Origin of the sequence: Cyanobium sp. BA5m-21, from assembly GCF_024346235.1 — a bacterium.
Classification (GTDB): Bacteria; Cyanobacteriota; Cyanobacteriia; order PCC-6307; family Cyanobiaceae; genus Cyanobium_A; species Cyanobium_A usitatum.
Map to the genome: position 1 here is coordinate 64,380 of NZ_JAGQCO010000004.1, position 23,160 is coordinate 87,539.

General features: G+C 65.5%; 26 protein-coding genes and 1 pseudogene. 14 read left to right on the top strand and 13 right to left on the bottom strand.

Going from position 1 to position 23,160, the window contains the following annotated elements:
* Positions 1–31 precede the first annotated feature (31 nt).
* Together selD and galE are read right to left on the bottom strand one after the other, a co-directional pair.
* Entirely contained in the window at positions 32–2,113 is a 2,082-nt protein-coding gene (gene selD / locus KBY72_RS02310; protein WP_254993008.1) for a selenide, water dikinase SelD, read from the bottom strand.
* Positions 2,103–3,146 (bottom strand): UDP-glucose 4-epimerase GalE, encoded by a 1,044-nt coding sequence (gene galE / locus KBY72_RS02315; protein WP_254960356.1) that lies wholly within the window; start codon positions 3,144–3,146, stop codon positions 2,103–2,105. The genes selD and galE overlap by 11 nt, the downstream gene beginning before the upstream one ends.
* Before the next feature lie 52 nt (positions 3,147–3,198).
* On the opposite strand from galE, the pseudogene KBY72_RS02320 reads away from it, so the two are divergent.
* From KBY72_RS02320 to KBY72_RS02335, 4 genes and pseudogenes are all read left to right on the top strand, one after another.
* Positions 3,199–3,414 (top strand): annotated as a pseudogene (locus KBY72_RS02320) (nucleotide sugar dehydrogenase); the annotation flags it as partial.
* A gap of 14 nt (positions 3,415–3,428) precedes the next feature.
* A complete protein-coding gene (locus KBY72_RS02325) occupies positions 3,429–4,448 on the top strand; it encodes an NAD-dependent epimerase (RefSeq protein ID WP_254960357.1) in 1,020 nt (339 codons plus the stop codon).
* A 39-nt stretch (positions 4,449–4,487) separates the two neighbouring features.
* Positions 4,488–5,768, top strand: a complete 1,281-nt coding sequence (hisS, locus tag KBY72_RS02330; protein ID WP_254960358.1) for a histidine--tRNA ligase — start codon at positions 4,488–4,490, stop codon at positions 5,766–5,768.
* 91 nt (positions 5,769–5,859) lie between these two features.
* Positions 5,860–6,693 carry an LpxI family protein gene (locus KBY72_RS02335; protein ID WP_254960359.1) on the top strand — a complete coding sequence of 278 codons (834 nt, stop codon included), beginning with the start codon at positions 5,860–5,862 and terminating at the stop codon, positions 6,691–6,693.
* Here KBY72_RS02335 and hisB read toward each other — a convergent pair.
* Positions 6,690–7,280 carry an imidazoleglycerol-phosphate dehydratase HisB gene (gene hisB, locus KBY72_RS02340; RefSeq protein ID WP_254960408.1) on the bottom strand — a complete coding sequence of 197 codons (591 nt, stop codon included), beginning with the start codon at positions 7,278–7,280 and terminating at the stop codon, positions 6,690–6,692. The two genes, KBY72_RS02335 and hisB, sit on opposite strands and share 4 nt — an antisense overlap.
* Before the next feature lie 47 nt (positions 7,281–7,327).
* Entirely contained in the window at positions 7,328–8,110 is a 783-nt protein-coding gene (gene fabI, locus KBY72_RS02345; RefSeq protein ID WP_254942055.1) for an enoyl-ACP reductase FabI, read from the bottom strand.
* Between the two features lie 26 nt (positions 8,111–8,136).
* Between fabI and KBY72_RS02350 the strand changes: the two genes are divergently transcribed.
* Complete coding sequence (locus KBY72_RS02350; RefSeq protein ID WP_254960360.1) at positions 8,137–8,973, top strand: FAD-binding domain-containing protein; 837 nt, start codon at positions 8,137–8,139, stop codon at positions 8,971–8,973.
* Positions 8,967–9,431, top strand: coding sequence for a hypothetical protein (locus KBY72_RS02355; protein WP_254960361.1), 465 nt, complete (start codon positions 8,967–8,969; stop codon positions 9,429–9,431). Before KBY72_RS02350 ends, KBY72_RS02355 begins: the two co-directional genes overlap by 7 nt.
* Here KBY72_RS02355 and KBY72_RS02360 read toward each other — a convergent pair.
* Positions 9,340–9,933 (bottom strand): hypothetical protein, encoded by a 594-nt coding sequence (locus KBY72_RS02360; RefSeq protein ID WP_315859514.1) that lies wholly within the window; start codon positions 9,931–9,933, stop codon positions 9,340–9,342. The two genes, KBY72_RS02355 and KBY72_RS02360, sit on opposite strands and share 92 nt — an antisense overlap.
* A gap of 76 nt (positions 9,934–10,009) precedes the next feature.
* Between KBY72_RS02360 and KBY72_RS02365 the strand changes: the two genes are divergently transcribed.
* Entirely contained in the window at positions 10,010–11,218 is a 1,209-nt protein-coding gene (locus KBY72_RS02365) for a DegT/DnrJ/EryC1/StrS family aminotransferase (RefSeq protein ID WP_254960362.1), read from the top strand.
* Here KBY72_RS02365 and KBY72_RS02370 read toward each other — a convergent pair.
* The 3 genes from KBY72_RS02370 to folK are packed head-to-tail and all read right to left on the bottom strand — an operon-like array spanning position 11,197 to position 13,860.
* Positions 11,197–12,672, bottom strand: a complete 1,476-nt coding sequence (locus tag KBY72_RS02370) for an FAD-binding domain-containing protein (RefSeq protein ID WP_254960363.1) — start codon at positions 12,670–12,672, stop codon at positions 11,197–11,199. The two genes, KBY72_RS02365 and KBY72_RS02370, sit on opposite strands and share 22 nt — an antisense overlap.
* Entirely contained in the window at positions 12,672–13,232 is a 561-nt protein-coding gene (locus tag KBY72_RS02375; protein ID WP_254960364.1) for an NUDIX domain-containing protein, read from the bottom strand. Before KBY72_RS02375 ends, KBY72_RS02370 begins: the two co-directional genes overlap by 1 nt.
* 43 nt (positions 13,233–13,275) lie before the next feature.
* On the bottom strand, positions 13,276–13,860 hold the full coding sequence (gene folK / locus KBY72_RS02380) for a 2-amino-4-hydroxy-6-hydroxymethyldihydropteridine diphosphokinase (RefSeq protein ID WP_254930468.1): 585 nt from the start codon (positions 13,858–13,860) through the stop codon (positions 13,276–13,278).
* A 23-nt stretch (positions 13,861–13,883) separates the two neighbouring features.
* On the opposite strand from folK, the gene KBY72_RS02385 reads away from it, so the two are divergent.
* Positions 13,884–16,031 carry a magnesium chelatase subunit D family protein gene (locus KBY72_RS02385; RefSeq protein ID WP_254960365.1) on the top strand — a complete coding sequence of 716 codons (2,148 nt, stop codon included), beginning with the start codon at positions 13,884–13,886 and terminating at the stop codon, positions 16,029–16,031.
* Here the strand turns inward: KBY72_RS02385 and KBY72_RS02390 are convergent.
* Both KBY72_RS02390 and KBY72_RS02395 read right to left on the bottom strand, forming a co-directional pair.
* Positions 16,028–16,954: an MlaD family protein gene (locus tag KBY72_RS02390; RefSeq protein ID WP_254932420.1), complete on the bottom strand. Its 927-nt coding sequence runs from the start codon at positions 16,952–16,954 to the stop codon at positions 16,028–16,030. The two genes, KBY72_RS02385 and KBY72_RS02390, sit on opposite strands and share 4 nt — an antisense overlap.
* Positions 16,955–16,958: 4 nt before the next feature.
* The gene (locus KBY72_RS02395; protein ID WP_254932419.1) at positions 16,959–17,717 is read right to left on the bottom strand and encodes an ABC transporter ATP-binding protein; all 759 of its coding nucleotides are present in this window, start codon (positions 17,715–17,717) and stop codon (positions 16,959–16,961) included.
* Between the two features lie 224 nt (positions 17,718–17,941).
* Between KBY72_RS02395 and yvcK the strand changes: the two genes are divergently transcribed.
* The gene (gene yvcK, locus KBY72_RS02400; protein WP_254960410.1) at positions 17,942–19,273 is read left to right on the top strand and encodes a uridine diphosphate-N-acetylglucosamine-binding protein YvcK; all 1,332 of its coding nucleotides are present in this window, start codon (positions 17,942–17,944) and stop codon (positions 19,271–19,273) included.
* On the opposite strand, the gene KBY72_RS02405 is transcribed toward yvcK, so the two are convergent.
* From KBY72_RS02405 to ndhC, 3 genes are read right to left on the bottom strand one after another with little or no spacing between them, the layout of a single operon-like run.
* Positions 19,270–19,845: an NAD(P)H-quinone oxidoreductase subunit J gene (locus KBY72_RS02405; protein ID WP_254960366.1), complete on the bottom strand. Its 576-nt coding sequence runs from the start codon at positions 19,843–19,845 to the stop codon at positions 19,270–19,272. The genes yvcK and KBY72_RS02405 overlap by 4 nt on opposite strands.
* A 20-nt stretch (positions 19,846–19,865) precedes the next feature.
* On the bottom strand, positions 19,866–20,588 hold the full coding sequence (locus KBY72_RS02410) for an NADH dehydrogenase subunit K (RefSeq protein ID WP_106632245.1): 723 nt from the start codon (positions 20,586–20,588) through the stop codon (positions 19,866–19,868).
* Positions 20,589–20,592: 4 nt separating this feature from the next.
* Entirely contained in the window at positions 20,593–20,955 is a 363-nt protein-coding gene (gene ndhC / locus KBY72_RS02415) for a photosynthetic/respiratory NAD(P)H-quinone oxidoreductase subunit C (protein ID WP_106632246.1), read from the bottom strand.
* A gap of 149 nt (positions 20,956–21,104) precedes the next feature.
* Here ndhC and KBY72_RS02420 point away from each other — a divergent pair, with 149 nt between their 5' ends.
* The 5 genes from KBY72_RS02420 (at position 21,105) to KBY72_RS02440 (ending at position 23,142) form a co-directional block, all read left to right on the top strand.
* Complete coding sequence (locus tag KBY72_RS02420; RefSeq protein ID WP_241518273.1) at positions 21,105–21,479, top strand: rubredoxin; 375 nt, start codon at positions 21,105–21,107, stop codon at positions 21,477–21,479.
* Positions 21,479–22,501: a photosynthesis system II assembly factor Ycf48 gene (locus KBY72_RS02425; protein ID WP_193486237.1), complete on the top strand. Its 1,023-nt coding sequence runs from the start codon at positions 21,479–21,481 to the stop codon at positions 22,499–22,501. The genes KBY72_RS02420 and KBY72_RS02425 overlap by 1 nt, the downstream gene beginning before the upstream one ends.
* Before the next feature lie 110 nt (positions 22,502–22,611).
* Entirely contained in the window at positions 22,612–22,860 is a 249-nt protein-coding gene (psbE, locus tag KBY72_RS02430) for a cytochrome b559 subunit alpha (RefSeq protein ID WP_106632248.1), read from the top strand.
* 3 nt (positions 22,861–22,863) lie between these two features.
* Positions 22,864–23,001, top strand: coding sequence for a cytochrome b559 subunit beta (gene psbF, locus KBY72_RS02435; protein ID WP_106632249.1), 138 nt, complete (start codon positions 22,864–22,866; stop codon positions 22,999–23,001).
* A 21-nt stretch (positions 23,002–23,022) separates the two neighbouring features.
* Entirely contained in the window at positions 23,023–23,142 is a 120-nt protein-coding gene (locus KBY72_RS02440; RefSeq protein WP_094559111.1) for a photosystem II reaction center protein L, read from the top strand.
* The last annotated feature ends 18 nt before the right edge of the window (positions 23,143–23,160 follow it).

Here is a 23,160-nt window from a genome sequence, read left to right on the forward strand (position 1 = left end):
CATTCTCGCTGGCGGTTCGGCGCGTCGTCGTTTAGGTGTGCACCCGGCCGATCACAGCGGCTTCGCCAAAGCCTGCCTGCTGCAGATCGCTAAGGGCTGCTGCCAGCTGGTCGCCTGGAATCGCCGCCAGCAGCGGGCCGCAGGTCTGGGGATCAATCAGCAGGGCTTGATGAGCTGCATCGGTTTGCCCCTGGAGTTGAATCCGCTCCTCCAGTAAGACCAGGGCGCTGGCATTAGAAGGGGCCAGGCTGCTGGCCCAGCCTGCGCTCAGCAGGGATAAGGCCCCGGGCAGGGCCGGTATAGCTGCTGCCGCCAGCGTCACGTGGCAGTTTTCTGGGCTGGCGGCCAGCATTTCGCCCAGATGGCCCAACAGCCCGAAGCCGGTCACGTCGGTGCAGGCGCGGCAACCGCGGCGGCTTAGCAGCTCCACCAGGCTTGCCTGGCATTGCTGCATCTGGGCTAGGGCGGCGTCTATCCACTGGGGCTGGGCCGCTCCAGCCATGGCCGCGGCAAACAGCACCCCCGTGCCGATGGGCCGGCACAGCACCAGCCCATCGCCGCTGCGTAAGGGCCCCTTGCCCCAGTGCCGCCCAGCGGGTGCCCTGCCGTTCACGCTCAGCACCAAACTCAGGCCTGCGGGGTTGGCCGGGTTGGATTGACTGTCGCGGGCCTCCAGGCTGTGGCCGCCGATCAGGCGGGCTCCGAGCGGTTGCAGCACCGATTGGATGCCGGCCAGGGTGTCGCTGAGCAGATCTGCCTGCAGGGCGGTAGCTAGCTCCGGCAGGGTGACCACCGCTTGCAGGCTTTCCACCTGGGCGCCACTGGCCCAGAGATCACTGCAGGCATGCAGGGTGGTGAGCCGGGCATTGAGCCAGGCGTCGGCCACCAGCGCCGGAAAGCCATCGACGCTCTGCAGTAGCAGGGACCCATCGGCTGTCTGGGCGATCACCGCGGCGTCCTCGGCGCTGCCCGGGGTGCCGCCTCCGAGGCCATTGCGTGCCAGGGCGTCTTGCAGGGGGCTGGCGGCCAATTTGGCGGCGCAGCCCCGGCAGGCCATCGCTGCGCCCCCATCTGGGCCCATGGCCTTCAGCTCGCTGAAGCCGGCCATGAAGCGCCGATCCACGGCCTGCTTCCAGCGCCACAGCAGCGGGCTGGGGCCCAGGGCCCATGGACCCCAGAAGGCCACCGCTTGGGGCCTGGGCTTGCTGCCGTCGCCCAGCAGCTGCAGCGCCCAGCGCTGGGGCTGCCAGGGTTTCAGCTCGCGGCCTGCAACCACTGCCTTCAGGTTGTGGGCCAGGGTTTGGGCGCAGCGCACAGCCCAGACACCGGAGGCGGGCCTGGGCCTGCTGGCGATCACGCCGCAGTCGCCGCTGGCGAACAGCCTTGGCTGTCGCCATACCTGCAGGCTGGCCTCAGTGAGCAGGCGCCCCTCGCCGTTGCAGGCCAGGCCTGAGGCGGTGAGCCAGCGGGGTCCGCGGCTGCCAGTGCAGGCCAGGTCGGCGGCGGCGTCATCCGGGCAGTTGGCCTCGATGGAAATGCCGGCGCTTTCCAGTAGCTGCTGCCCCAATTGGTTGGCTGCCTTTGAGCCCAGATTCAGCTGGCTGCCGCGCAGCTGCAGCCTGGGCTGCTGGCCCCTCGCCCGCAGCGCCAGGGCCACCTCTACGGCTGCGGCGCCGCCACCCCGGATGCGGACGCTGCCTGATTTGGGCTGGCTGCACCAGAGCAAGAAGGGCTCCAAGGGCTTTACCGCCATGGCCGCATGGGTTACGGCGCTGGTTTCTGCGCCCACATCGAGGCTGAGCCAGTCCCAGCGCAGGTTGGGCCGCCCCGCCAGTGCCAGCTCCCGACCCTCGGTATCAATCGCCGTGATCTCTGCCTGCACAAAGGTCACCCCCGCCAGCAGGCAAAGGCGGCGCAGGTCGATGGCGCAGGCGGCTGGCTCATAAAGACCGGCGACCAGCCCCGGCACCATGCCCGAATAGAGGGTGGTGCTGTGGCGGCTCACGAGGGTGATCCAGGCGGCCGGCCGCTGCTGGTTCATGGCCCACATGCGCAGCACCAGAGCGTGGCTGTGGCCGCCACCGGCGAGCACCAGCCTTGCTTCAGCTGCCATAACCCTCGGGATTGGCCTGCTGCCAGGCCCAGCCGTCGCGGCACATCTCCTCCAGGGAGCGGCGGGTGCGCCAGCCGAGTCGTGTAGCTGCCAGGCGTGGATCGGCCACGGTGCTGGCCGCGTCTCCGTCTCGCCTTCCTACAACGCTGTACGGAACTGAACGACCACTGGCGAGCTCAAAGGCCCTCACCACCTCCAGCACCGAGTGGCCCTGGCCGCTGCCCAGGTTGAGGCTGAGCAGCTGGGGGGGCTCGGCCAGCAGCACGTCCAAGGCGGCCCGGTGCCCCTCAGCGAGGTCCATCACATGGATGTAGTCGCGGACGCCGCTGCCATCGGGGGTGGGCCAGTCGCCGCCAAATACCTGCAGGCAGTCGCGACGCCCCACCGCCACCTGGCTCACAAAGGGGAACAGGTTGTTGGGTATGCCCCTGGGGTCCTCGCCAATGCGGCCACTGGGGTGGGCTCCCACCGGATTGAAATAGCGCAGCCGAGCGATGCGCCAGCCCGCTTCGCTGGCCGCCAGATCGGCTAGCAGCTGCTCTACCGCAGCTTTGCTGTGGCCGTAGGGGTTGATCGGCTGGATTGGTGCGCTTTCCGGGATTGGCACCAGCTCCGGCTTGCCGTAGAGGGTGGCGCTGCTGCTGAACACCAGGCTGCGGCAGCCATGGCCCTGCATTGCTTCCAGTAGCTGGCGCGAGCCACAGAGATTCACGTCCCAGTAACGCAGCGGCTCTCGCACCGATTCACCCACCGCCTTAAGGCCGGCGAAGTGGATCACGGCTGTGATTGGCCGGCCGGCCGGGGTCGCCTTGAAGGCCCGTTCCAGATCTACAGCGGAGCGAATGTCGCCCTCCACCACCTGCAGCCGGCCGGCTGCGGAGGGGCCGGCGAGTTCCAGCACGCGCTTCAGGCTTTCCCGAGAGCTGTTGTCGAAGTTGTCGAGCACCACCAAGTTGTGGCCCGCCTCCAGCAGCACCAGACAGCTGTGGCTGCCGATGAAGCCAGCACCTCCGGTGATTAGCAGCTCAGCCATGAAGGAAATTAGTGCTCAAGGAATAGTGTCTCGTAATGGCTATGTGAATTCCATGGGATTGCCCACCATCAGTTCCATCTGCTGCATTGGAGCGGGCTATGTGGGCGGCCCGACGATGGCGGTGATTGCAGATCGCTGCCCGGATGTGCAGGTGACTGTGGTGGACCTCAGCGCTGAGCGGATTGCAGCCTGGAATGGCGCCGATCTAAGCCGCCTGCCGGCGGTGGCGCTGGAGCAGGGGCTGGAGCCCACGATCGCCTACTTCCGGGAGATGTTGGATCTATGAGTCGCCCCGTGTTGGTGACCGGTGCGGCCGGCTTTATCGGTGCGGCGGTGTGTGAGCGGCTTTTGGCCCGGGGTGAACGGGTGGTGGGGATCGATAACCTCAACAGTTACTACGACCCTGCCTTGAAGCAGGCCCGGCTGAGCCGGATCGAGGCCTCTGCCCCCAGGGAGTCCTGGAGCTTTCAGCGTCTGGAGCTGGAGGACGGATCTGCCATCGCGGATCTCTTCGCCCGCGAACGACCCCGACTGGTGATTCACTTGGCCGCCCAGGCCGGGGTGCGTTACTCCCTCGAAAATCCTGGTGCTTACTTACAGAGCAACCTGGTGGGGTTTGGCGCAATCCTCGAAGGCTGCCGCCACCACGGCGTTGTTCATCTGGTGTACGCCTCCAGTAGCTCGGTGTATGGCGGCAACACCAACCTGCCGTTCACGGAACATCAGTCCGTGAACCATCCGGTGAGCCTGTACGCGGCCACTAAGAAAGCCAATGAATTGATGGCCCACACCTACAGCCACCTTTATGGGCTGCCGGCTACGGGGCTGCGCTTTTTCACCGTGTACGGCCCCTGGGGCCGGCCCGACATGGCGCCGATGTTGTTTGCCAGGGCGATCCTGGCGGGGGAGCCGATCCGGGTGTTCAACCAGGGCCGCATGCGCCGCGATTTCACCTACATCGACGACATCGTGACCGGGGTGATCGCCTGCGCCGATAAGCCGGCCAGCGCCGATCCCAGGTTTGACTCCGCGGCGCCAGACCCTGCCACCAGCTGGGCCCCGCATCGCTTGTTCAATATCGGCAACAGCCAGCCGGTCGAGCTGCTGTATTTCATTGATCTGCTCGAGCGGGCTTTAGGTCGGCAGGCGATCCGCGACCTGCAGCCGATGCAGCCCGGCGATGTGGAGGCCACCGCCGCCGATACGAGCTTGCTCGAGGCCTGGGTGGGCTTCAGTCCCTCCACCTCGATCGAGGTGGGGGTTGAACGCTTCGCCCGTTGGTATCAAGCCAGCTACGCCTGAGCGCCGGCAGGCAGACTCACCCCACTTGCTGCTTTCGGTTTGGCATCGCTGCAGAGCCTGCGTGGCATGGCCGATCTGCTGCCAGAGCAGATTCGCTTGTGGCAGCACGTGGAAGCCACGGTCCGCGAGCACTTCCGCCGCAGTGCCATCACTGAGATCCGCACCCCCCTGCTGGAGATCACCGAGCTGTTTGCCCGCGGCATCGGCGAGGCCACCGACGTGGTGGGCAAAGAGATGTACACCTTTCTCGACCGGGGTGAGCGCAGCTGCACCCTGCGGCCGGAGGGCACGGCGTCGGTGGTGCGGGCGGCGATCCAGCACGGCCTGCTGAGCCAGGGCCCCCAGCGCCTCTGGTATGGCGGGCCGATGTTCCGCTACGAGCGCCCCCAGGCGGGCCGGCTGCGTCAGTTCCACCAGATCGGGCTGGAGCTGCTCGGTTTTGCCGATGCCTGCAGTGACGTGGAGGCCATTGCCGTGGCCTGGGATCTGCTGGCCGAGCTGGGGGTGGGCGGGCTGGAGCTGCAGCTCAATTCCCTCGGCAGCAGCGAAGACCGGGCCCGCTACCGCGAGCTGCTGGTGGCCTGGCTGGAGCAGCGGCGCGACCAGCTCGATGCCGATTCCCAGGCCCGCATCCACAGCAACCCCCTGCGGGTGCTCGATTCCAAGAACCCCGATACCCAGGCTTTGCTGGCGGAGGCCCCCAGCCTGGCGTCCGCTCTCAGCGACGCGAGCCAGGCCCGCTTTGCGGCGGTGCAGCAGGCCCTCAAGGCCCTGGGGATCCCCTTTGTGCTCAACCCCCGGCTGGTGCGCGGCCTCGATTACTACAGCCACACCGCCTTTGAGATCACCAGCAGCCAGCTGGGGGCGCAAGCCACGGTGTGCGGTGGTGGCCGCTACGACGGCCTGGTGCAGCAGCTGGGCGGGCCGGCCACGCCGGCGATCGGCTGGGCCCTCGGGATGGAGCGGCTGGTGCTGCTGCTCAGCCAGAGCGAAGCTTCGGTGGCTGCCGCCCCAGCCCTCGATCTCTATGTGGTTAGCCGTGGCGAGGCCGCGGCAGCGCTGGCCCTGGCCCTGGCACGGCGCTGCCGCCAGGCTGGACTGGCTGTGGAGAGGGATGCCAGTGGCGCGGCCTTCGGTAAGCAGTTCAAGCGGGCCGACCGCTCCGGGGCCCGTTGGGCGGCGGTAATCGGCGAGCAGGAGGCGCTAGACGGGGTGGTGGGGCTCAAGGCTCTGCGGGTCGATGGCGGCGAGCAGGCCGATCAGCGGCTCACTCCTGAAGCCCTCCTCGTGGCCCTCGCAGCGGGCCTGCCGAGGCCATGACGCCACAGGACCTGTCCACCAGAGCAGGCCACTCCCGGGTGTTGGGCCTTTGACTGGTTGTAGCCCCGTATGTGAAGCAAGCCCGGCCCTGATGGGTGATCCGACCGTCGCGATCATTGCTGGTGAGGGCGTGTTGCCTCGGATGCTCTCGGAGGCTCTCAGCCGTGCGGGGCGGACCCATATCGCCTGCTATCCCCACGGTTTGGAGGTGGAAGTGCCGGCGGCTGAGGAGTTTTTCTTCGAGCGCTCGATCGCCTTCATCAAGTCGCTGCAGCAGCGAGGCATTCAGCAGATCGTGATGGTGGGCAAGTTTGTGCGGCCGCGCTCGCTCAACCTGCTGCGCTTTGAGGGCTCCACCTTGATGGCCGCTCCCCGCATCCTGGCGTCGCTGCGCAATGGCGATGACGCCTCCCTGCGGGCCCTGGCCCAGATCATTGAGGAGCACGGACTGAAGGTGGTGGGCATCGAAGATGTAGCGCCAAATCTGCTGCCGGAGCCAGGCTTGTATGCCAGCACCGTGCCCAGCGATCTTGACCGCGCCGATGTGGAGCGCGCCGCATACATCGTGGAGGCCATCTCCCAGGTGGACGTGGGCCAGGGAGCGGTGGTGGCCAAGGGGCTGTGCCTGGCCACCGAAGCCCTGCCCGGCACCGACGCCATGCTCGAGTGGGTGGCGACCACCCGCACCGATCGGCCGGAGACGGGACGCACCGGGGTGCTCTACAAGGCCCCCAAGCTCAACCAGGACCGGCGCATGGACCTCCCCGGCATCGGCCCCACCACCGTGGCCAAGGCCGCGGCGGCGGGGCTGGCAGGTATCGCCTGGGAAGCCCGCAGCGCCCTGCTGCTGGATGCTGAGCAGACGATGGCGGACGCCGAGCGGCTGGGGCTGTTTCTGTGGTCGCGGGAGCCTGATCAGGGTTAAGCCAGCACACCTTTGCTGCTCGGCACCGCACCCGCCCGGCGCGGATCGAGCTCCGTCGCCTGGCGCAGAGCCCGGGCGAACGCCTTGAAGCAGGCCTCCACGATGTGGTGGGAGTTCACCCCATCCAGCTGGCGTATGTGCAGGGTGAGGCCAGCGTTGTTGGCCACCGCCACGAAGAACTCCTTCACCAGCTCGGTGTCGTAGCTGCCAATCTTCTGGGCCGGGATCTTTAGCCCGTAGCTGAGGTGGGGCCGGCCGCTGCAGTCGAGGACCACCTGCACCAGGGCCTCATCCAGCGGCGCCATGAAGTGACCGAAGCGGTGGATGCCGCGCCGCTCGCCCAGGGCCAGGGCCAGGGCCTGGCCTACGGCAATGCCCACGTCTTCGTTGGTGTGGTGATCGTCGATATGGGTGTCCCCCAGCGCCTTGATCTCCAGGTCGATCAGGCTGTGGCTACTGATCTGGTGGAGCATGTGGTCAAGGAAGGGCACGCCGGTGTTCACCGTGCAGCGGCCGCTGCCATCGAGCCCCAGCGTTACGCTCACGTCGGTTTCGCCGGTGACGCGGTGGATGGTGCCGGTACGCATGGGGTTGCCCTCCTGGGCCTGCTTGGGCTCTTTGCTCAGTGTGCCGCTCACATCCCCGTGATGCAGTAGCCGGCGTCCACATAGATCACCTGGCCGGTGATGCCGGAGGCCAGGGGGCTGGCCAGGAAGGCGGCGGTGCTGCCCACTTCCTCCTGGGTGACGGTGCGTTGCAGGGGCGCTTTGGCCTCCACGTTGTGGATCATGTCGAGGATGCCGCCGATGGCGCTGCTGGCCAGGGTGCGGATCGGTCCGGCGCTGATGGCGTTGACGCGCACCTGCTTCTCGGGGCCAAGCTCAGCCGCCAAATAGCGCACCGAGGCCTCCAGGGCTGCCTTGGCCACGCCCATCACGTTGTAATTAGGGATGGCCCGTTCAGCCCCCAGGTAGCTCAGCGTGATCACGCTGCCGCCTGGGTTGAACAGGGGTTTGGCGAAGCGGCACAGGGGCGCCAGGGAGTAGGCGCTCACCTCCAGGGCCCGGCCGAAGCCCTCGGGGCTGATGGCGGAATAGTCGCCGATCAGCTCCTCCTTGCCGGCGAAGGCCAGGCAGTGCACCAGCACGTCGATCGAGCCCCATTGCTCCTTCACCCGCGCAAACACGGCTTCGATTTGGGCGGGGTCCTGCACGTTTAGGGGCTCGAACAGGCTGGGTGCCAGCGGCGCGGTGAGCTCGCGCACCTTGCCCTCGAAGCGGCCCTTCTCATCGGGCAGATAGGTCACTCCCAGCTCAGCCCCGGCGGCATGCAGCTGCTGGGCGATGCCCCAGGCGATCGACTTGTTATTGGCGATGCCGGTAACCAGGGCCTTTTTGCCGCGCAGATCGAGGAGCATGGGAGCAGTGGCCAGGAGCCGGAACGATGCGATCGGGCGATTCTCTCCCACCCGGCGATCTGCCCCGCCAGTTCGCCAATCGCGATGGGATGGAGGCGACCCTGCGCCAGCTGTTTCCCCAGGCCCCAGGTGGGTTGAGTCCCATTCAGGGCGGGCGCCGGGCGGCTGAAGCGGCCCTGGCTGCCATCGATCCGGCCGCCTATGGCCGCAGCCGCAACCACCTCGATGGGGCGGTGACGCGCCTCTCGCCCCATATCCGCCATGGCGTGCTCAGCCTGGTGGAGGTGCGTGAGGCTGTGTTCGCCTGGCTGGCGCGCAGCGGCCAGCCGCCGGTAGCGGCCCAAAAATTAATCAACGAGCTGGGCTGGCGCGACTACTGGCAGCGGCTCTGGCGCCAGCTGGGCGATGGCATCTGGCGCGACCAGGAGCCGCTCAAGACCGGCCATCCCCCCGAGCGCTACGCCGCCGCGCTGCCGGACGATCTGCTCGAGGCCCGCACCGGTCTGGCCTGCATGGATGGCTTCGCCAATGAACTGATCCACACCGGCTGGCTGCACAACCACGCCCGCATGTGGCTGGCGGCCTACGTGGTGCACTGGCGGCTGATCCAGTGGCAGGCGGGTGCCCGCTGGTTTCTGCAGCATCTGCTCGATGGCGATCCGGCCAGCAACAACCTCAGCTGGCAGTGGGTGGCCAGCAGCTTCAGCAGCAAGCCCTACATGTTTAATCGCGCCAACTTGGAGCGTTTCAGCTCCGGCCGCTACTGCTCTGCTTGCGCCGCCGCCACAGACGGCACCTGCCCGTTTGAGGCCAGCTACGAGCAGTTGCAGGCGGACCTGTTCCCAGGAGCCAGCTCGTGCTGAAGCCCGTGCTCTGGATCCATGGCGAGGCTCTGGGGACCGCCAATCCCGCCCTGGCGGCCCATCCGGGGGCGCCGGCTCTATTCGTGTTCGACCGTGAGCTCATCGAGACCCAGCGCCTCAGCCTCAAGCGGTTGGGCTTTCTCTATGAGTGTCTGCTGGAGCTGCCGGTGACTCTGCGCCACGGCGACGTGGCCCTGGAGGTGCTGAGCTTCGCTCGCCGCCATGGGGCTGATGGCGTGGTCACCAGCGCTGCGGTGGATCCGCGCTTTGGGCTGTTGCGGGAGCAGATTGCCGCCCAGTTACCGCTGCAGGTGCTGGAGCCTGAACCCTTCGTGGCGCTGCCGGAACCGCTGGATCTGCGCCGCTTCAGTCGCTATTGGCGCCGGGCTGAGCCGGTGCTGTGGGGGCGGGGTTCAGCAGCCGCTCCTCCTGCTCCAGCACGGCGTTGGGATCGCTGAGCAGGTCGGCTTCCTCCAGCAGCGGGTAGGGCTCCGGCTTGATTTCGGCGGCGTTGCGGGGGGGCTCCACCCAGCTGAAGCTGCTGCGGGGGGACTGTTGCTGACAGAGGGCCTGGCTCTGCTGGCGCAGGGCCCGGCGCACGTCCTGGCGGGCGACGGCCTGGAAGAACTCTTGGCGCGGCGCCAGCCCCGAGCTGAACGGGGCCGTGCCATTGCCGTTGAACAGCCGGGCCGCATCGGCGCTCCAGCGGGGTTGGCAGCGGCCGCTCTGGCGGGTATCGGTGTCGATCCAGATGTGCAGGCCGTAGCCATCGGGCTGACTCACCACGGCCAGGCCGTCGTAGGCCATCCGCCTCTGCAGCGGATAGATCGCCCAGGTGGGGTGGCGGTGGGCCGGCACGCAGGCGCTGAGCAGCCCGGCGCCAAAGGCCGTGCTCAGGCCAGTGGCGAGGGCGGTGGCGAGGGCAGGACGTCTCCGGAATGGGGTCACAATCGGGGGCACAGGCCGGATGCCTGCTGCAAGATCAAGTGGCATCCTGCCCCCGCGCTGGCGTGGTGGGCGACGTAAGTTGCTTGCCATGCAAGTGCCCCCGTTCAGCCTCAGCGAGCAGATTCAGGAGCTGGGCGCAGCTCTGGATCAGGCTGTGCTCGAGGTTTTGCGCAGTGGTCAGTACATCGGCGGCGCCACGATCTCTCGCTTTGAAACCGACTTCGCCACGGCCTGTGGCGTGCCCCACGCCATCGGCTGCAACAGCGGCACCGATGCCCTGATCCTGGCCCTGCGGGGCTTGGGCATCGGTCCAGGCGATGAGGTGATCACGGCTTCCTTCAGCTTTTTCGCCACCGCCGAAGCGATCAGCGCCGTGGGCGCCACGCCGGTGTTTGTGGATGTTGAGGAGAGCAGCTACCTGATCGATCTCGATCAGCTGGAAGCGGCGATCACGCCGGCTACCCGGGCCCTGCTGCCTGTGCACCTGTTCGGGCGGCCCGTGGACATGGAGCGGGTATGTGCCATCGCTGAACGCCATGGCCTCAAGGTGGTCGAAGATTGTGCCCAGGCCACCGGTGCCAGCTGGGCGGGCCGGCCCGTGGGCAGTTGGGGGGATGTGGGCTGTTTCAGTTTCTTCCCCACTAAGAATCTTGGCGCCGCTGGCGATGGAGGGGCGATCACCTGCCGGGATGGCGAGCTGGCCCAGGTCATCCGGGAGCTGGCGGTGCATGGCATGCCCCGCCGCTATCTGCACACCGCCCTGGGCTACAACAGCCGCCTTGACGCCATCCAGGCGACAGTCCTGAATGTCAAGCTGCCCCACCTGCCGCGCTGGGTGAAGCACCGTGGCGCCATCGCCAGCCAATACCACGAGCACCTGGCCGCCCTGTCCGGCGTTTGCCTGCCCGAGGCCGGTTCCGAGGGCCATAGCTGGAACCAGTTCGTGCTGCGGGTGCCGGCCTGCCCCGCCGGCGTCATGGCCTGCGGCGGTGAGGCCAGCTGCACTCCCTCCGCCGACAGCGCTGCTTTCGGCTTGCCGCAGGCCTGCTGCCGCGACTGGCTCAAGCAGCAGCTCCAGGAGGCCGGCGTCAGCACGATCATCTATTACCCAATCCCAATCCACCGCCAGCCGGCCTACGCGGAGCTGGGCTACGGGCCCGGATCCCTACCGGTGACAGAGCGTCTCTGCACCGAGGTGCTAAGCCTGCCGATCTTTCCGGAGCTCAGCGGCGAGCAGCAGCAGCGGGTGATCGAGGTGCTGCGCGCTGTGTTGGCTCAGCCCTTGATCGTGGCGTAAAGCGCCTTGAAGCGCGTCTGCTGAGTTTTGTGGTTCACCAGCGGGGCCGGGTAGCCGCGGCGCTCCAGCGGGGCGATCTCCCCACTGATCAGGTCGCGGGTGGCCACGTGTCGCAGCTCCGGCAGCCAGGTGCGGATGTAGGTGCCCTCGGGATCAAACTTGCCTGCCTGGGTGGCCGGGTTGAAGATGCGCAGCGGTTTGGGGTCCATGCCGCTGCTGGCGCTCCACTGCCAGCCGCCGTTGTTGGCGGCCAGATCGCCATCCACCAGGCGAGCCATGAAGGCCGCCTCGCCCCAGCGCCAGTCGCAGATCAGGTCCTTCACCAGGAAGGAGGCCACGATCATGCGGCAGCGGTTGTGCATCCAGCCGCTCTCATTTAGCTGGCGCATGGCGGCATCGATGATCGGCATGCCCGTGAGTCCCTCGCGCCAGGCCTCAAACCAGCCGCTGTCGTTGTCCCAGGGGAAGGCGCGCCACTGGGGCCGGTAGGGCCCTTCAGCCAGCTCGGGAAAGTGAAAAAGTGCCTGCTGGTAAAACTCGCGCCAAGCCAGCTCCTGCTCCCACACCTGGATTGAGTGCCGCTCCTCCTCGCTGCGGGCCAGCGGCCTGGCCTGCTGAGCGGCGGCCCAGGCCTGGCGGGGGCTGAGCGTGCCGAACTTGAGGGCGGCGCTGAGCCCTGAGGTGCCCGCTTCGCCGGGGATGTTGCGTCCCGGTTCGTAGCCAAGCAGCGCAATGGAGCGGCTATCGCCATCGCAGAAGGCTGCCAGCTGCTCTTGGGCCGCTTTTTCGCCAGGACGGCAGGGGCAGAGCTCAGCACCTCCAAAGCCGTGCTCCAAAAAACCATGCTCCAGTTCCGGGCTGGTGAGCGGCAGCCCGCTGAGCTGGGTGGACTCGCAATCCATCAGGGCGCTCGGCGCCGGCAGGGGGTCCAGGCCACCCGAGGCTGCTGTGCCGGTAGCGCTCGCCTCCTCCACCCAGCGGCGCCAACTGCGCCAGTAGGGCCCGTAGACCCGATAAGGGTCGCCAGCGCCGGTTTTGAGGGCTTCCGGCGCCACCAGGAGCTGGTCCCAATCGGCTAGCACCTTGCACCCCTCCGCCTGCAGCGCCCGCGCCACCCGCCGGTCGCGCTCTCGCCCGAAGGGTTCCACGTCCCGGTTCCAGGCCACCACTTCGGCGCCTAGGGCGTTGGCCAACCTGGGCAGCAGCTCGGCTGGATCACCACGCAATACCACCAGCCTGCTGCCGGCCTGCTGCCAGGCCTGCTGCAGCTCCCGCAGGCTCTCAGAAAGAAACCACAGCCGCGCTGGGGCCATGCTGGGATCCGAGAGGATGGCCGGATCCAGCACGAACACCCCGGTCACGGCAGGGCTGGCGGCGGCGGCCGCCGCCAGGCCCCGGTTGTCGGCCAGGCGCAGATCGCGGCGATGCCAAAACAGCCAGCGCTCCGGAGCCATTAGATCCCCAGCAGTTGCTTGGCCCGCAGCCAGGCGGTGACGCTTTTGCCATCGAGGTACTCGTCGCCGCTGGCCAGGGCCGCATCCAGTTCGCCGGGCTCCATCAGCAGCACCTCTAGGTCTTCGTCGTCGTCGCCGGCGGGCGGTTCGGCCAAGGGGCTGAGGTCGCGGGCCAGGAACAGGTGAATCACCTCATCGGAGTAGCCCGGGCAGGGCAGCATCGCCCCCAGGGGATCCCAGCGGCTGGCGCTGTAGCCGGCCTCCTCCTGCAGCTCCCGCTGCATGGTGCTGAGGGGATCTTCGCCTTCATCGAGGGTGCCGGCCGGAAATTCCAGCAGGCGGGTGGCCACGGCGAAGCGGTACTGGCGCAGCACTACCACCCGGCCGTCGTCAAGCACCGGCACCGCCAGGGAGGCGCCGGGGTGGCGGATCAAGCCAAAAGTGCCCACCACGCCCATCGGCAGCTCGACGCGGTTGACCTCAAAGCGGATCTTGCGGGCATCGAGCACCGCGGTGGTTTCCAGGTGACGCGAGGGCTCTGGAGCGGGGAGGGGCGCCATGGCTGGGCTTGTCGCGGGTCTGTGGGGCCAGCATCGCGCAGGGTTACCCCAGCTGCTCGGGCCAGCCGGGTCTGCCAGCTAGCGCTATCACCGCGCACCCAGGTTCTGGGGCCAGGCCTGCCAGGGCAGCCAGCGGCGCCAGCACAAAGTCTCGCTGCCGCCAAAGCGGGTGGGGCAACTGGAGGCGGGGGGTGTGGCAGCTCAGATCCCCCCACCAGAGCAGGTCGAGGTCGATGCTGCGGGGGGCCCAGCGCGCCTGACGCTCCCGGCCGAAGTCATGCTCCAGCGCTTGCAATTGCTCCAGTAGAGCTTCACCGGCTGCTGTCCTTGCCCTATCTGCTCCCAGCCCTGCCACCAGGCCGTCCACCACTAGGACCGCATTGATATAAGGCGGCTGGCCTGGGGGGCCGCCTACGGGTTCGGTCTCAAACAGAGGAGACCAGCGGAAGCCGGTAGGCCCCGAGCTGAGGCACTGGCCCCACTGGCGCAGGCTGGCTTCGAGCAGGGGGCGCACGGCGATCAGGGTGGCGATCGGGCCACCGCAGCGGCTGGGCAGGTTGGCGCCTAGGGCGATGGCCAGGGTTGCCGCTTCACTGCCTCTGGGCTGATCAGCGAGACTGGCTGGCATGTGAATCGGGTCTTAGCCCTCCCATGGTTGCAAGCGGAGTTGCCAGTAGGGCCTTTCCCCTCGCCGCCATCACCGGCCACGGCACCCTCAAGTTGGCCCTGCTGCTGGCCGCGGTCGATCCAGGCCTGGGCGGGGTGGTGATCGCCGGTGGTCGTGGCACTGGCAAGTCGGTGTTGGCTCGCGGTCTGCATGCCCTGCTGCCGCCGATCGACGTGCTTGATGTGGGCGGCCAGGCCCTCAACATCGATCCCCAGAGGCCCGATGACTGGGACGAGGCAACCTGCATTCGGCTTACCGAATTGGGTGCCGATCCCACGGGAGTAGCTACCAGCGCCCTGTTGCCCACCGCAGTGGTGCCGGCGCCCTTTGTGCAGGTGCCGTTGGGCATCACCGAAGACAGGCTGGTGGGCTCGGTCGATGTGACGGCTTCGCTGACCAGTGGCCAGGCTGTTTTTCAGCCAGGGCTGCTGGCTGAAGCCCATCGGGGTGTGCTCTATGTCGACGAGCTCAACTTGCTTGACGACAACGTCACAAACCTGTTGTTGGCGGCGGTGGGCAGCGGCGAAAACCGGATCGAGCGGGAGGGCCTCAGCCTTAGCCACCCTTGTCGCTGCCTGCTGATCGCCACCTTCAATCCTGAGGAGGGGCCGGTGCGCGATCACCTGCTCGATCGCTTCGCCATCTGCCTAAGTGCCAATCAGGTGCTGGAGCTTGAGCAGCGGGTGGAAATCACCCGCTCGGCGATGGATCAGGCCGAATCCAGCACCGACTTCGGTGCACGCTGGCAGGAGGAAACCGATGCCCTGGCCACCCAGCTGCTGCTGGCGCGGCAGTGGCTACCGGATGTGCAGATTGCCCGCGAGCAGATCGTTTATCTGGTGAATGAGGCTTTGCGGGGTGGGGTCGAGGGCCATCGCAGCGAGCTTTATGCCGTGCGGGTGGCCCGGGCCCATGCAGCCCTCAGCGGCCGAGATCGAGTCGAGGCCGACGACCTTCAAGTAGCAGTGCGCCTGGTGATTGCACCTCGTGCCCTGCAAATGCCGCCCCCCGATCCCGACCAGCCTCTTGAACCCCCGTCGCCGCCCCGGGGAGAGACACCGCCCCAGGGGGAGACACCGCCCCAGGGGGAGCAGCCGCCGGAGGATCCCGATCAGCCTGAGAACGAGCAGGAGCCCGAGCAAGACAAAGACGATCAAGACGACGAAAGTCCCAAAGACGACGAACCTGAAGAAGACGAATCCCAAGACGACAGTCCTGAAGATCAGGCGCCGCCCCAGGTGCCTGAGGAATTTTTGCTGGATCCTGAGGCCATCGCCATCGATCCGGATCTGCTGCTGTTCGCCTCGGCCAAGGCCAAAACGGGCGGCAGTGGCAGCAGGGCGGTGGTGTTTAGCGATTCCCGCGGCCGCTATGTGAAGCCGATGCTGCCCCGCGGCCCGGTGAAGCGCATCGCTGTCGATGCCACCCTGCGGGCGGCCGCCCCCTATCAGAAATCTCGCCGTGAGCGGCAGCCCCATCGCAAGGTGATCGTGGAAGACGGTGACCTGCGCGCCAAACAGCTGCAGCGCAAGGCCGGTGCCCTGGTGATCTTCCTGGTGGATGCCAGCGGCTCGATGGCTCTCAATCGCATGCAGAGCGCTAAGGGGGCCGTGATTCGCTTGCTCACCGAGGCCTACGAAAATCGCGACGAAGTGGCCCTGATTCCCTTCCGCGGCGAGCAGGCCGAGGTGCTGCTGCCCCCCACCCGCTCGATCACCGCTGCGCGCCGGCGTCTTGAGGCGATGCCCTGCGGCGGCGGCTCACCCCTGGCCCACGGGCTCTCCCAGGCCGCCCGGGTGGGGGCCAACGCTCTGGCCACGGGCGATCTGGGCCAGGTGGTGGTGGTAGCGATCACCGATGGCCGCGGCAACGTGCCCCTCAGCCGCTCCCTGGGTCAACCCCAGCTGGAGGGCGAGGAGCCGGTGGACCTCAAGGAGGAGGTGAAGCAGGTGGCCAGCAAGTACCGGGCCCTAGGCATCAAGCTGCTGGTGATCGATACCGAGCGCAAGTTCATCGGCAGCGGCATGGGCAAGGACCTGGCTGAGGCGGCCGGCGGCAAGTACGTGCAACTACCCAAGGCCAGCGATCAGGCCATCGCTGCCATCGCCATGGAGGCGATCAACGGGATTTAGGGCTTTGTCTGCGTGGCCTTCTCTCGGGCGGCCTTGTCTCGGGCGACGTCGGTCTGGGCCGGGTACAGCTCATCGAAGAATTTGCCCAAGCCCACGGCCACGCTGCGGATGCCGTCCATGAAGCGGGGATCGTCGGTGAGTTTGGTCACATCGCCCCCAACTGAATTCCATTTGGCGGTGAGCTGCTCGGCATTGCTGACGGTGGCCTTCAGATCCTTCAGGGTCTGGGGATTGTCTAGGGCGGCGATAATCCGGCGCAGGTGGTCAGTGCTGCTGTTGAGATTGGTGATCGTGGGCTGGGCCGCTTTCACCGTCGATTCGAGCTCCTTGGCCAGGGACTGGCCTTCCTTCATGAAGTTGGAAGTGTCCTTGGCGGTGCGATCGAAGCTGCTGGCCGCGGTTGAGACTTTGCTGAGCAGTTTCATCTGGTCTGTTTCCACCAGCATCTTGTGCATCAGCGTGGTCACGCTGGTCAGACTTGGTCCCTGGATTCCCTCGATCGAGGAGCCATTGCAAATGGCTACGGTCGTGTTGCAGGCCTTGGAGCGAGGGTTGGCAGAGCCTGGCGGCAAGGGCGGGCCGCTGCTGATCAGAGCAACTTCGGCTTCACCACCTAGTAAGGAGGCTTCGCCGATCTCCGCCCTTGTAGGCCGAGCCAGATTCAGATCGGCATGGTTGATTTCCAGTTCAGCAACCACCGCCTCGGGTGTCACGGTTACGCGCCGCACGCTGCCAACTAAAACGCCTCTGTAGGTCACAGGTGAGCGCTCTGCCAGGCCAGATGCTTCGGCGAAGCTGGCTTTGACGCTCCAGTTTTGCCTGCTTAGGGAGATGCCGCGCAACCAGAAGGAGAGACCTACGGCACTGCCGATAGCGGCTAACAGGGAGAAGCCGACAACTGCTTCGCGGATGCTGCGGCGCATGGATTCAGAGCTCCGCAGGTTGCATCGGTCCGCGCAGACTACCGCTCCTGAACTGCACCACGTAGGGATCGCTGCAGCTGCGGTATTCCTCAACCGTGCCGCTCCAGCGGAATTGGCCGTCGTACAGCAGCACAACCCGTTCCGCAGAGCGTTCGATGGTGCTGTGCACATGGCTCACCACCACAGAGGTGGCCCGAGCTACTTCCGTGGTGCGCACGATTAGATCTTCGATTCGGGTACAAGCAATCGGATCCAGGCCGGCCGTGGGTTCGTCGAACAGCAGCAGGGGCATCTGTTCATTTGGCTTGGCCGGGTCGTCGATTAGGGCCCGGGCAAAGCTGACCCGCTTCTGCATGCCGCCGCTGAGCTCCGCAGGCATTTGCTCCTCGATGCCTTGAAGCCCCACCGCATGCAGTGCTGCGCCCACTCGCTCTCGTATCTCTCGTTCAGCTAGCCGGCCGTGGCGATAGAGCAGGAAGCCGACGTTTTCACGCACGGTTAGGGAGCCAAGTAGGGCCGGGTTCTGAAACACCAGCCGTACGTCCTGAGGCTGACGCTGATCTAGGCGCAAATAGGTCTGAGGGATGCCATGGAGACTCAAGCTGCCGCTGTTGGGCAGCTGCAGTCCTGCCAGCAGACGCAGGATGGTTGACTTGCCCGCTCCGGAAGGCCCAACCACCACTAGGCGCTCGCCGGCGGCGATCTGCAGATTTACCTGGTTAAGGATGCAGCGGCTGCCCCAGCGCACGCTGAGGTTCTCCATTGCGGCCAGCGGTGGTGCTGAGGAAGCCAGAGGGGGCCTATGAAGAAGTTTCCATCCTCGCTGTTTGCGGTGCCGATGGCACTCCTTAAAGTTCAGCCAATTGCGGCAGCGTCCTCCCCCGCCCTTTGCGCTCCTCCGCTCCGGTCTCTCGATTGCGGCGCTCCCGCCGACCGCTGCCGAAACCGGGTTGGCTGGGCCGCGGAGATCTGCGCCGCAAGGACCTGATGAGTCGCTCCCGGCGAGCGGCCCGCTGGTTGCAGCCAGGACTGGTGGTGAAGCGCTGGGTGCTCACCTCCGGGTTGGGGTTATTGGTGGCCCTGCTCGGCGCGGCGGTGTGGGCCGATTTGCAGCCGATCTACTGGATGCTCTCCAGTATTCAATGGCTGCTGGCTCAGGTCACCGGGGTGTTGCCTCGCAAGTTCACGGGGCCGTTGGTGTTGCTGGTTGGAGCTGTGCTGATCTGGCTGGGCCAGAGCCGCAGTTTCGGTTCCATTCAGCAGGCTTTGGCCCCGGAAAAGGACACATTGTTAGTGGATGCCCTGCTGGCTCAGGGGCGCCTCAACCGCGGCCCAAGCATCGTCGCCATTGGCGGCGGCACCGGCCTTTCCACCCTGCTCAGTGGACTAAAGCGCTACAGCAGCAATCTCACGGCCATCGTCACGGTTGCCGATGACGGCGGCAGCAGCGGGGTGCTGCGGCGGGAGCTGGGCGTGCAACCTCCCGGCGACATCCGCAACTGCCTGGCGGCCCTGGCTCGGGAGGAACCCCTGCTGACCCGGTTGTTCCAATACCGCTTCAAGGCCGGTAGCGGTCTGGAGGGCCACAGCTTCGGCAACTTATTCCTTTCAGCCCTCACGGCGATCACTGGCAATCTGGAATCGGCCATCACCGCCAGCAGCAGGGTGTTGGCGGTGCAGGGGCAGGTGGTGCCCGCCACCAACGCCGACGTGCGTTTGTGGGCTGAGCTTGAGAACGGCGAACGGATCGAAGGCGAGTCGAAGATTGGCCACGCCTCCAGCCCAATCGTGCGGTTGGGCTGCACGCCCGAGCGACCTCCGGCCCTACCCCGAGCCCTGGAAGCCATCGCAAATGCCGATTTGATCGTGCTTGGCCCGGGCAGCCTTTACACCTCATTGCTGCCCAACCTGCTCGTACCCGAGCTGGTGCAGGCCATCCGTCGCAGCAAGGCACCGCGCCTTTACATCTGCAACCTGATGACCCAGCCGGGCGAAACCGATGGGCTCGATGTAGAGGGACATTTGCGGGCCCTTGAGGCCCAATTGGCCAGCCTCGGGGTGGAGGAGCGACTATTCACCGCCGTGCTCGCCCAGGAAGATCTGGGCGATTCCGCCTTGATTGACCATTACCGGCACCAGGGTGCCGAGCCGGTGGCCTGTGACACGCGCCAGCTGCGCCGCCAGGGCTACGAAGTGATGTTGGCACCGCTCCAAGGGGCTAGGCCTACGGCCACGTTGCGCCACGATCCCCGCAGCGTCGCCCTAGCGGTGATGCGTTTTTACCGTAATCACCAGAGGGGCAGCGGCTCCGCGTCCTAGTAGGCGTCCTGCATTTCGTAGAAATCGGGCTGCACGTAGTCCTTGCGCATCGGAAAGCCTTTCCAGTCTTCCGGCATCAACAGCCGCTTGGGATGGGGGTGGCCAGCAAACTGAATGCCGTACATGTCGAAGGTTTCCCGCTCCTGCCAGTCGGCACCGCGGAACAGGCCATAAAGAGTGGGAATAGTGAGATCGCCGTCGCGCTCCAGAAATACCTTGATGCGCACTTCTTCAGGGGCTTCCCCTGGGGGCATCACTCCAGCAGTACAGCGATCTGAAAGGGCTGCCAGCTTGACCAGGTGGTAGAAGCTCACCAACCGGCCACCTGCCCCTTCGTCGTAGCCCCCTTGGCATTGCAGGTAATCGAACCCTTGGCTTTTGAGGGCCGTAGCTATTACGGGCAGAAACACCGCTTCCACGCCGAGCATTTCGATGCCGAGATGGTCGCTGCCAAGCGCAACATGATCAAAACCCTGGCTGGAAAGCCAGCTGCCAACCGCGCCGGGAGCCGGGGTTTCAAGCGCCGTGCTGCTGGAGTTGTTGCCGGCGTTGGTTTGGATTGCGTCAGGCATGGCAGGCGTGGAGGAGGTGCTCAGGCTTCGACTGGTGCAGGGATGGCCGCAGCTGGTGCGGGCATGGGAAGGGAGCTGGCGGCGGCTAGGGCCTGTCTTTGGGTTTCGGCTGCTAAGTATTGACCATTCACGATCGGGGCCACCGCTTTCATCTGGTGGGAGACCGTGCAATAGCGGTGCGATTGCTGCAGATTGCCGCGCTCGACCAAGGCTTCGTTGCCCACTTTTTTACGCAGTTTGATCACCGCATCAAAGATTGCTTCCGGGCGAGGAGGGCAGCCGGGTAGATAGAGATCTACGGGTATCAACTTGTCCACGCCCCGCACGGCGGTGGTGGAATCGGCGGAAAACATGCCGCCGGTGATGGTGCAAGCGCCCATGGCGATCACATATTTCGGCTCAGGCATCTGCTCATAGAGACGCACCAGGGCAGGGGCCATCTTCATGGTCACGGTGCCGGCCACGATCAGCAGGTCCGCCTGGCGTGGACTAGAGCGGGGCACTAGACCAAAGCGGTCGAAATCGAAGCGGGAGCCAATCAGGGCGGCAAATTCGATGAAGCAGCAAGCCGTGCCGTAAAGCAGGGGCCAGAGACTCGAGAGGCGCGCCCAGTTGTGAATGTCATCCAGGGTGGTGAGGATGACATTTTCGGAGAGATCCGAGGTGATCGTTGGCGTGCCAACCGGGTTGCAGCTAGCCGCCCGCAGATCCTTTAAAGCTTCTATTGAGGGTGTGTTGGTCATGGGTTCAGCTCCACTCAAGGGCGCCTTTGCGCCAGGCGTATGCGAGGGCGACTACCAGGATGGCGATGAAGATAAGGGCTTCGATAAAGGCCAGCAGGCCAAGGCGGTGAAATGCCACGGCCCAGGGGTAAAGAAAGACGGTCTCCACGTCAAAGATGACGAAGACCAAGGCAAACATGTAGTAGCGGATATTGAATTGAATCCAGGCGCCGCCAATCGGCTCCATGCCCGATTCGTAGGTGAGCTCGCGCTCGCCCTTGCGGCTCTGGGGTGACAGCAATTTGTTGGCCAGCAACGCCAGCACTGGCACCGCCGCTGAAATCAGCAGGAAGCCAACAAAAGCGTCGTAGCCGGAGAGCACGAACATGCGAGCCATACCAACCTGCCGGTTAGTCTGGCATCTGTGCCCGGGCCCTGGGGTGGCACCGATAAAGTGACTGAACCACCTGAGGCCCAGGGATGAGTTCTGATCAAGTGCCTGGGCCCCAGCCCGAAGCCAGCGAACCCAGCGAGGTCATGGAGGCCGAGCCGGGCCCTCAAGCGGAAGAGGCGCTGTCAGTGGATCCAGTGGAGGATCCAGATACGCACCGATTTGAATGCCGCAGCTGCGGTTTCGTCTACGACCCGGATGAGGGGGTGCGCAAGCTGGCCATCGCCCCCGGTACGCCATTTAGCCAGCTTGATCCGATCGGCTTCCGCTGCCCCGTCTGCCGCAGTCGGGTGGGGGCCTTTAAGGACATCGGTCCCCGCAACAAGCCCAGCGGCTTCGAAGAAAACCTCAACTTCGGGTTGGGCGTCAACAAGCTCACCCCAGGCCAGAAGAATGTCTTGATCTTCGGGGGCTTCGCTTTGGCTTTTGCCTTCTTCCTCTCCCTCTACTCCCTGCGCTGATGACCAGTCTTCCCCTGTCCCGCAAGCTTCAGGCCCTAATGCGGCCCCTAGTGAGCTTGCTGCTCGTTGCTGGGCTGGGCTTTGGCCTCTCCGGCTGTGTCACCACCGGGTTGCCTGTGGCAGCCGCAAGCCCCTGGCAAGCAGTGCCTTTGGCCACAAAGGCCAATCCCCTGGATGTGGCCTTCACCGATGACCGCCACGGCTTCTTGGTGGGTAGCAATAGATTGATACTGGAAACCAACGATGGCGGTGCCAGCTGGGCTGAGCGGGCCCTCGATCTGCCGGAAGAGGAAAACTTCCGTTTGATCAGCCTTGATTTCCGCGGCGATGAGGGCTGGATTGCCGGCCAGCCTGGTTTGTTGCTGCACACCACGGACGGGGGCCAAAACTGGAGCCGTCTTTTCCTGGATACCAAGCTGCCAGGTGAGCCGTACTTGATCACGGCTTTGGGGCCAGATCAGGCCGAGCTGGCCACCAATGTGGGAGCGATCTATCAAACCCGTGATGGCGGCACCAATTGGCAAGCCGATGTGGATGACGCTGCCGGGGCCGTGCGGGAGCTGCGCCGCTTTGGCGATGGTCGTTATGTAAGCGTCAGTGGACTGGGCAATTTCTTCTCCACTTGGAAGCCAGGGGATGGCACCTGGCAGCCCCACCAACGCATGAGCAGCCAGCGGCTCCAGTCGATGGGCTTCCAGCCCGACGGCTCCCTCTGGATGTTGGCCCGTGGAGCCCAGATCCGCTTTAACCCAGATGCCAGCAACGTTGAGGAGTGGGGCAAGGCGGTGGTGCCGATCACGAATGGCTTCGGTTATCTCGACATGGCCTGGGCTCCTGATGGCTCGATCTGGACAGGCGGCGGCAGCGGCACCTTGTTGATGTCCAGCGATGGTGGCAAAAGCTGGCAGAAAGATCCGGTGGGCGCCCAGCAGCCCTCCAACTTCACCCGCATCAGCTTTAAGTCAGATGGCAAGGGCTTCGTGCTTGGTGAACGGGGATCCCTGCTGCGCTGGGTGGGCTGATCCCGCCCCGTCCAGCTGCTGCGGTCGCCAACTTCTGTAACCAAGGCGCCATTCCGGCCCCGTCATCCCCCGGCTCACCCTTAAGATTATTGAGCTGAACGCTTGTTGCTATGGCTGCCGGCTCGACAGGAGAACGCCCGTTCTTCGAGATCATCACGAGCATTCGTTACTGGGTAATCCATGCGGTTACCCTGCCCGCCATCTTTTTGGCCGGCTTCATGTTCGTTTCTACGGGCTTGGCCTATGACGCCTTTGGGACCCCTCGCCCTGACGCCTATTTTCAGGCTCAGGAAAGCAAAGCTCCAGTGGTGAGTCGGCGTTACGAGGGCAAGACCCAACTTGACCAGCGCTTGCAATAAGCCATGACCCAAGCACCTGTTTCCACCACTCCCCGCAACTATCCGATCTTCACGGTTCGGTGGCTGTCGGTGCATGCCCTCGGCGTTCCCACGGTCTTTTTCCTGGGATGTCTTGCGGCTATGCAATTTGTCCGCCGCTGAGTCGGTAATCGCTCGTCAGCCATGCAACGCTCTCCTAATCCCAATAATTTGCCGGTTGAACTAAACCGCACCAGCTTGTTTTTGGGCTTGTTGTTCGTTTTCACGATCGGCATCCTTTTTTCAAGTTATTTCTTTAACTGACCCCTCTTCACGTAACCC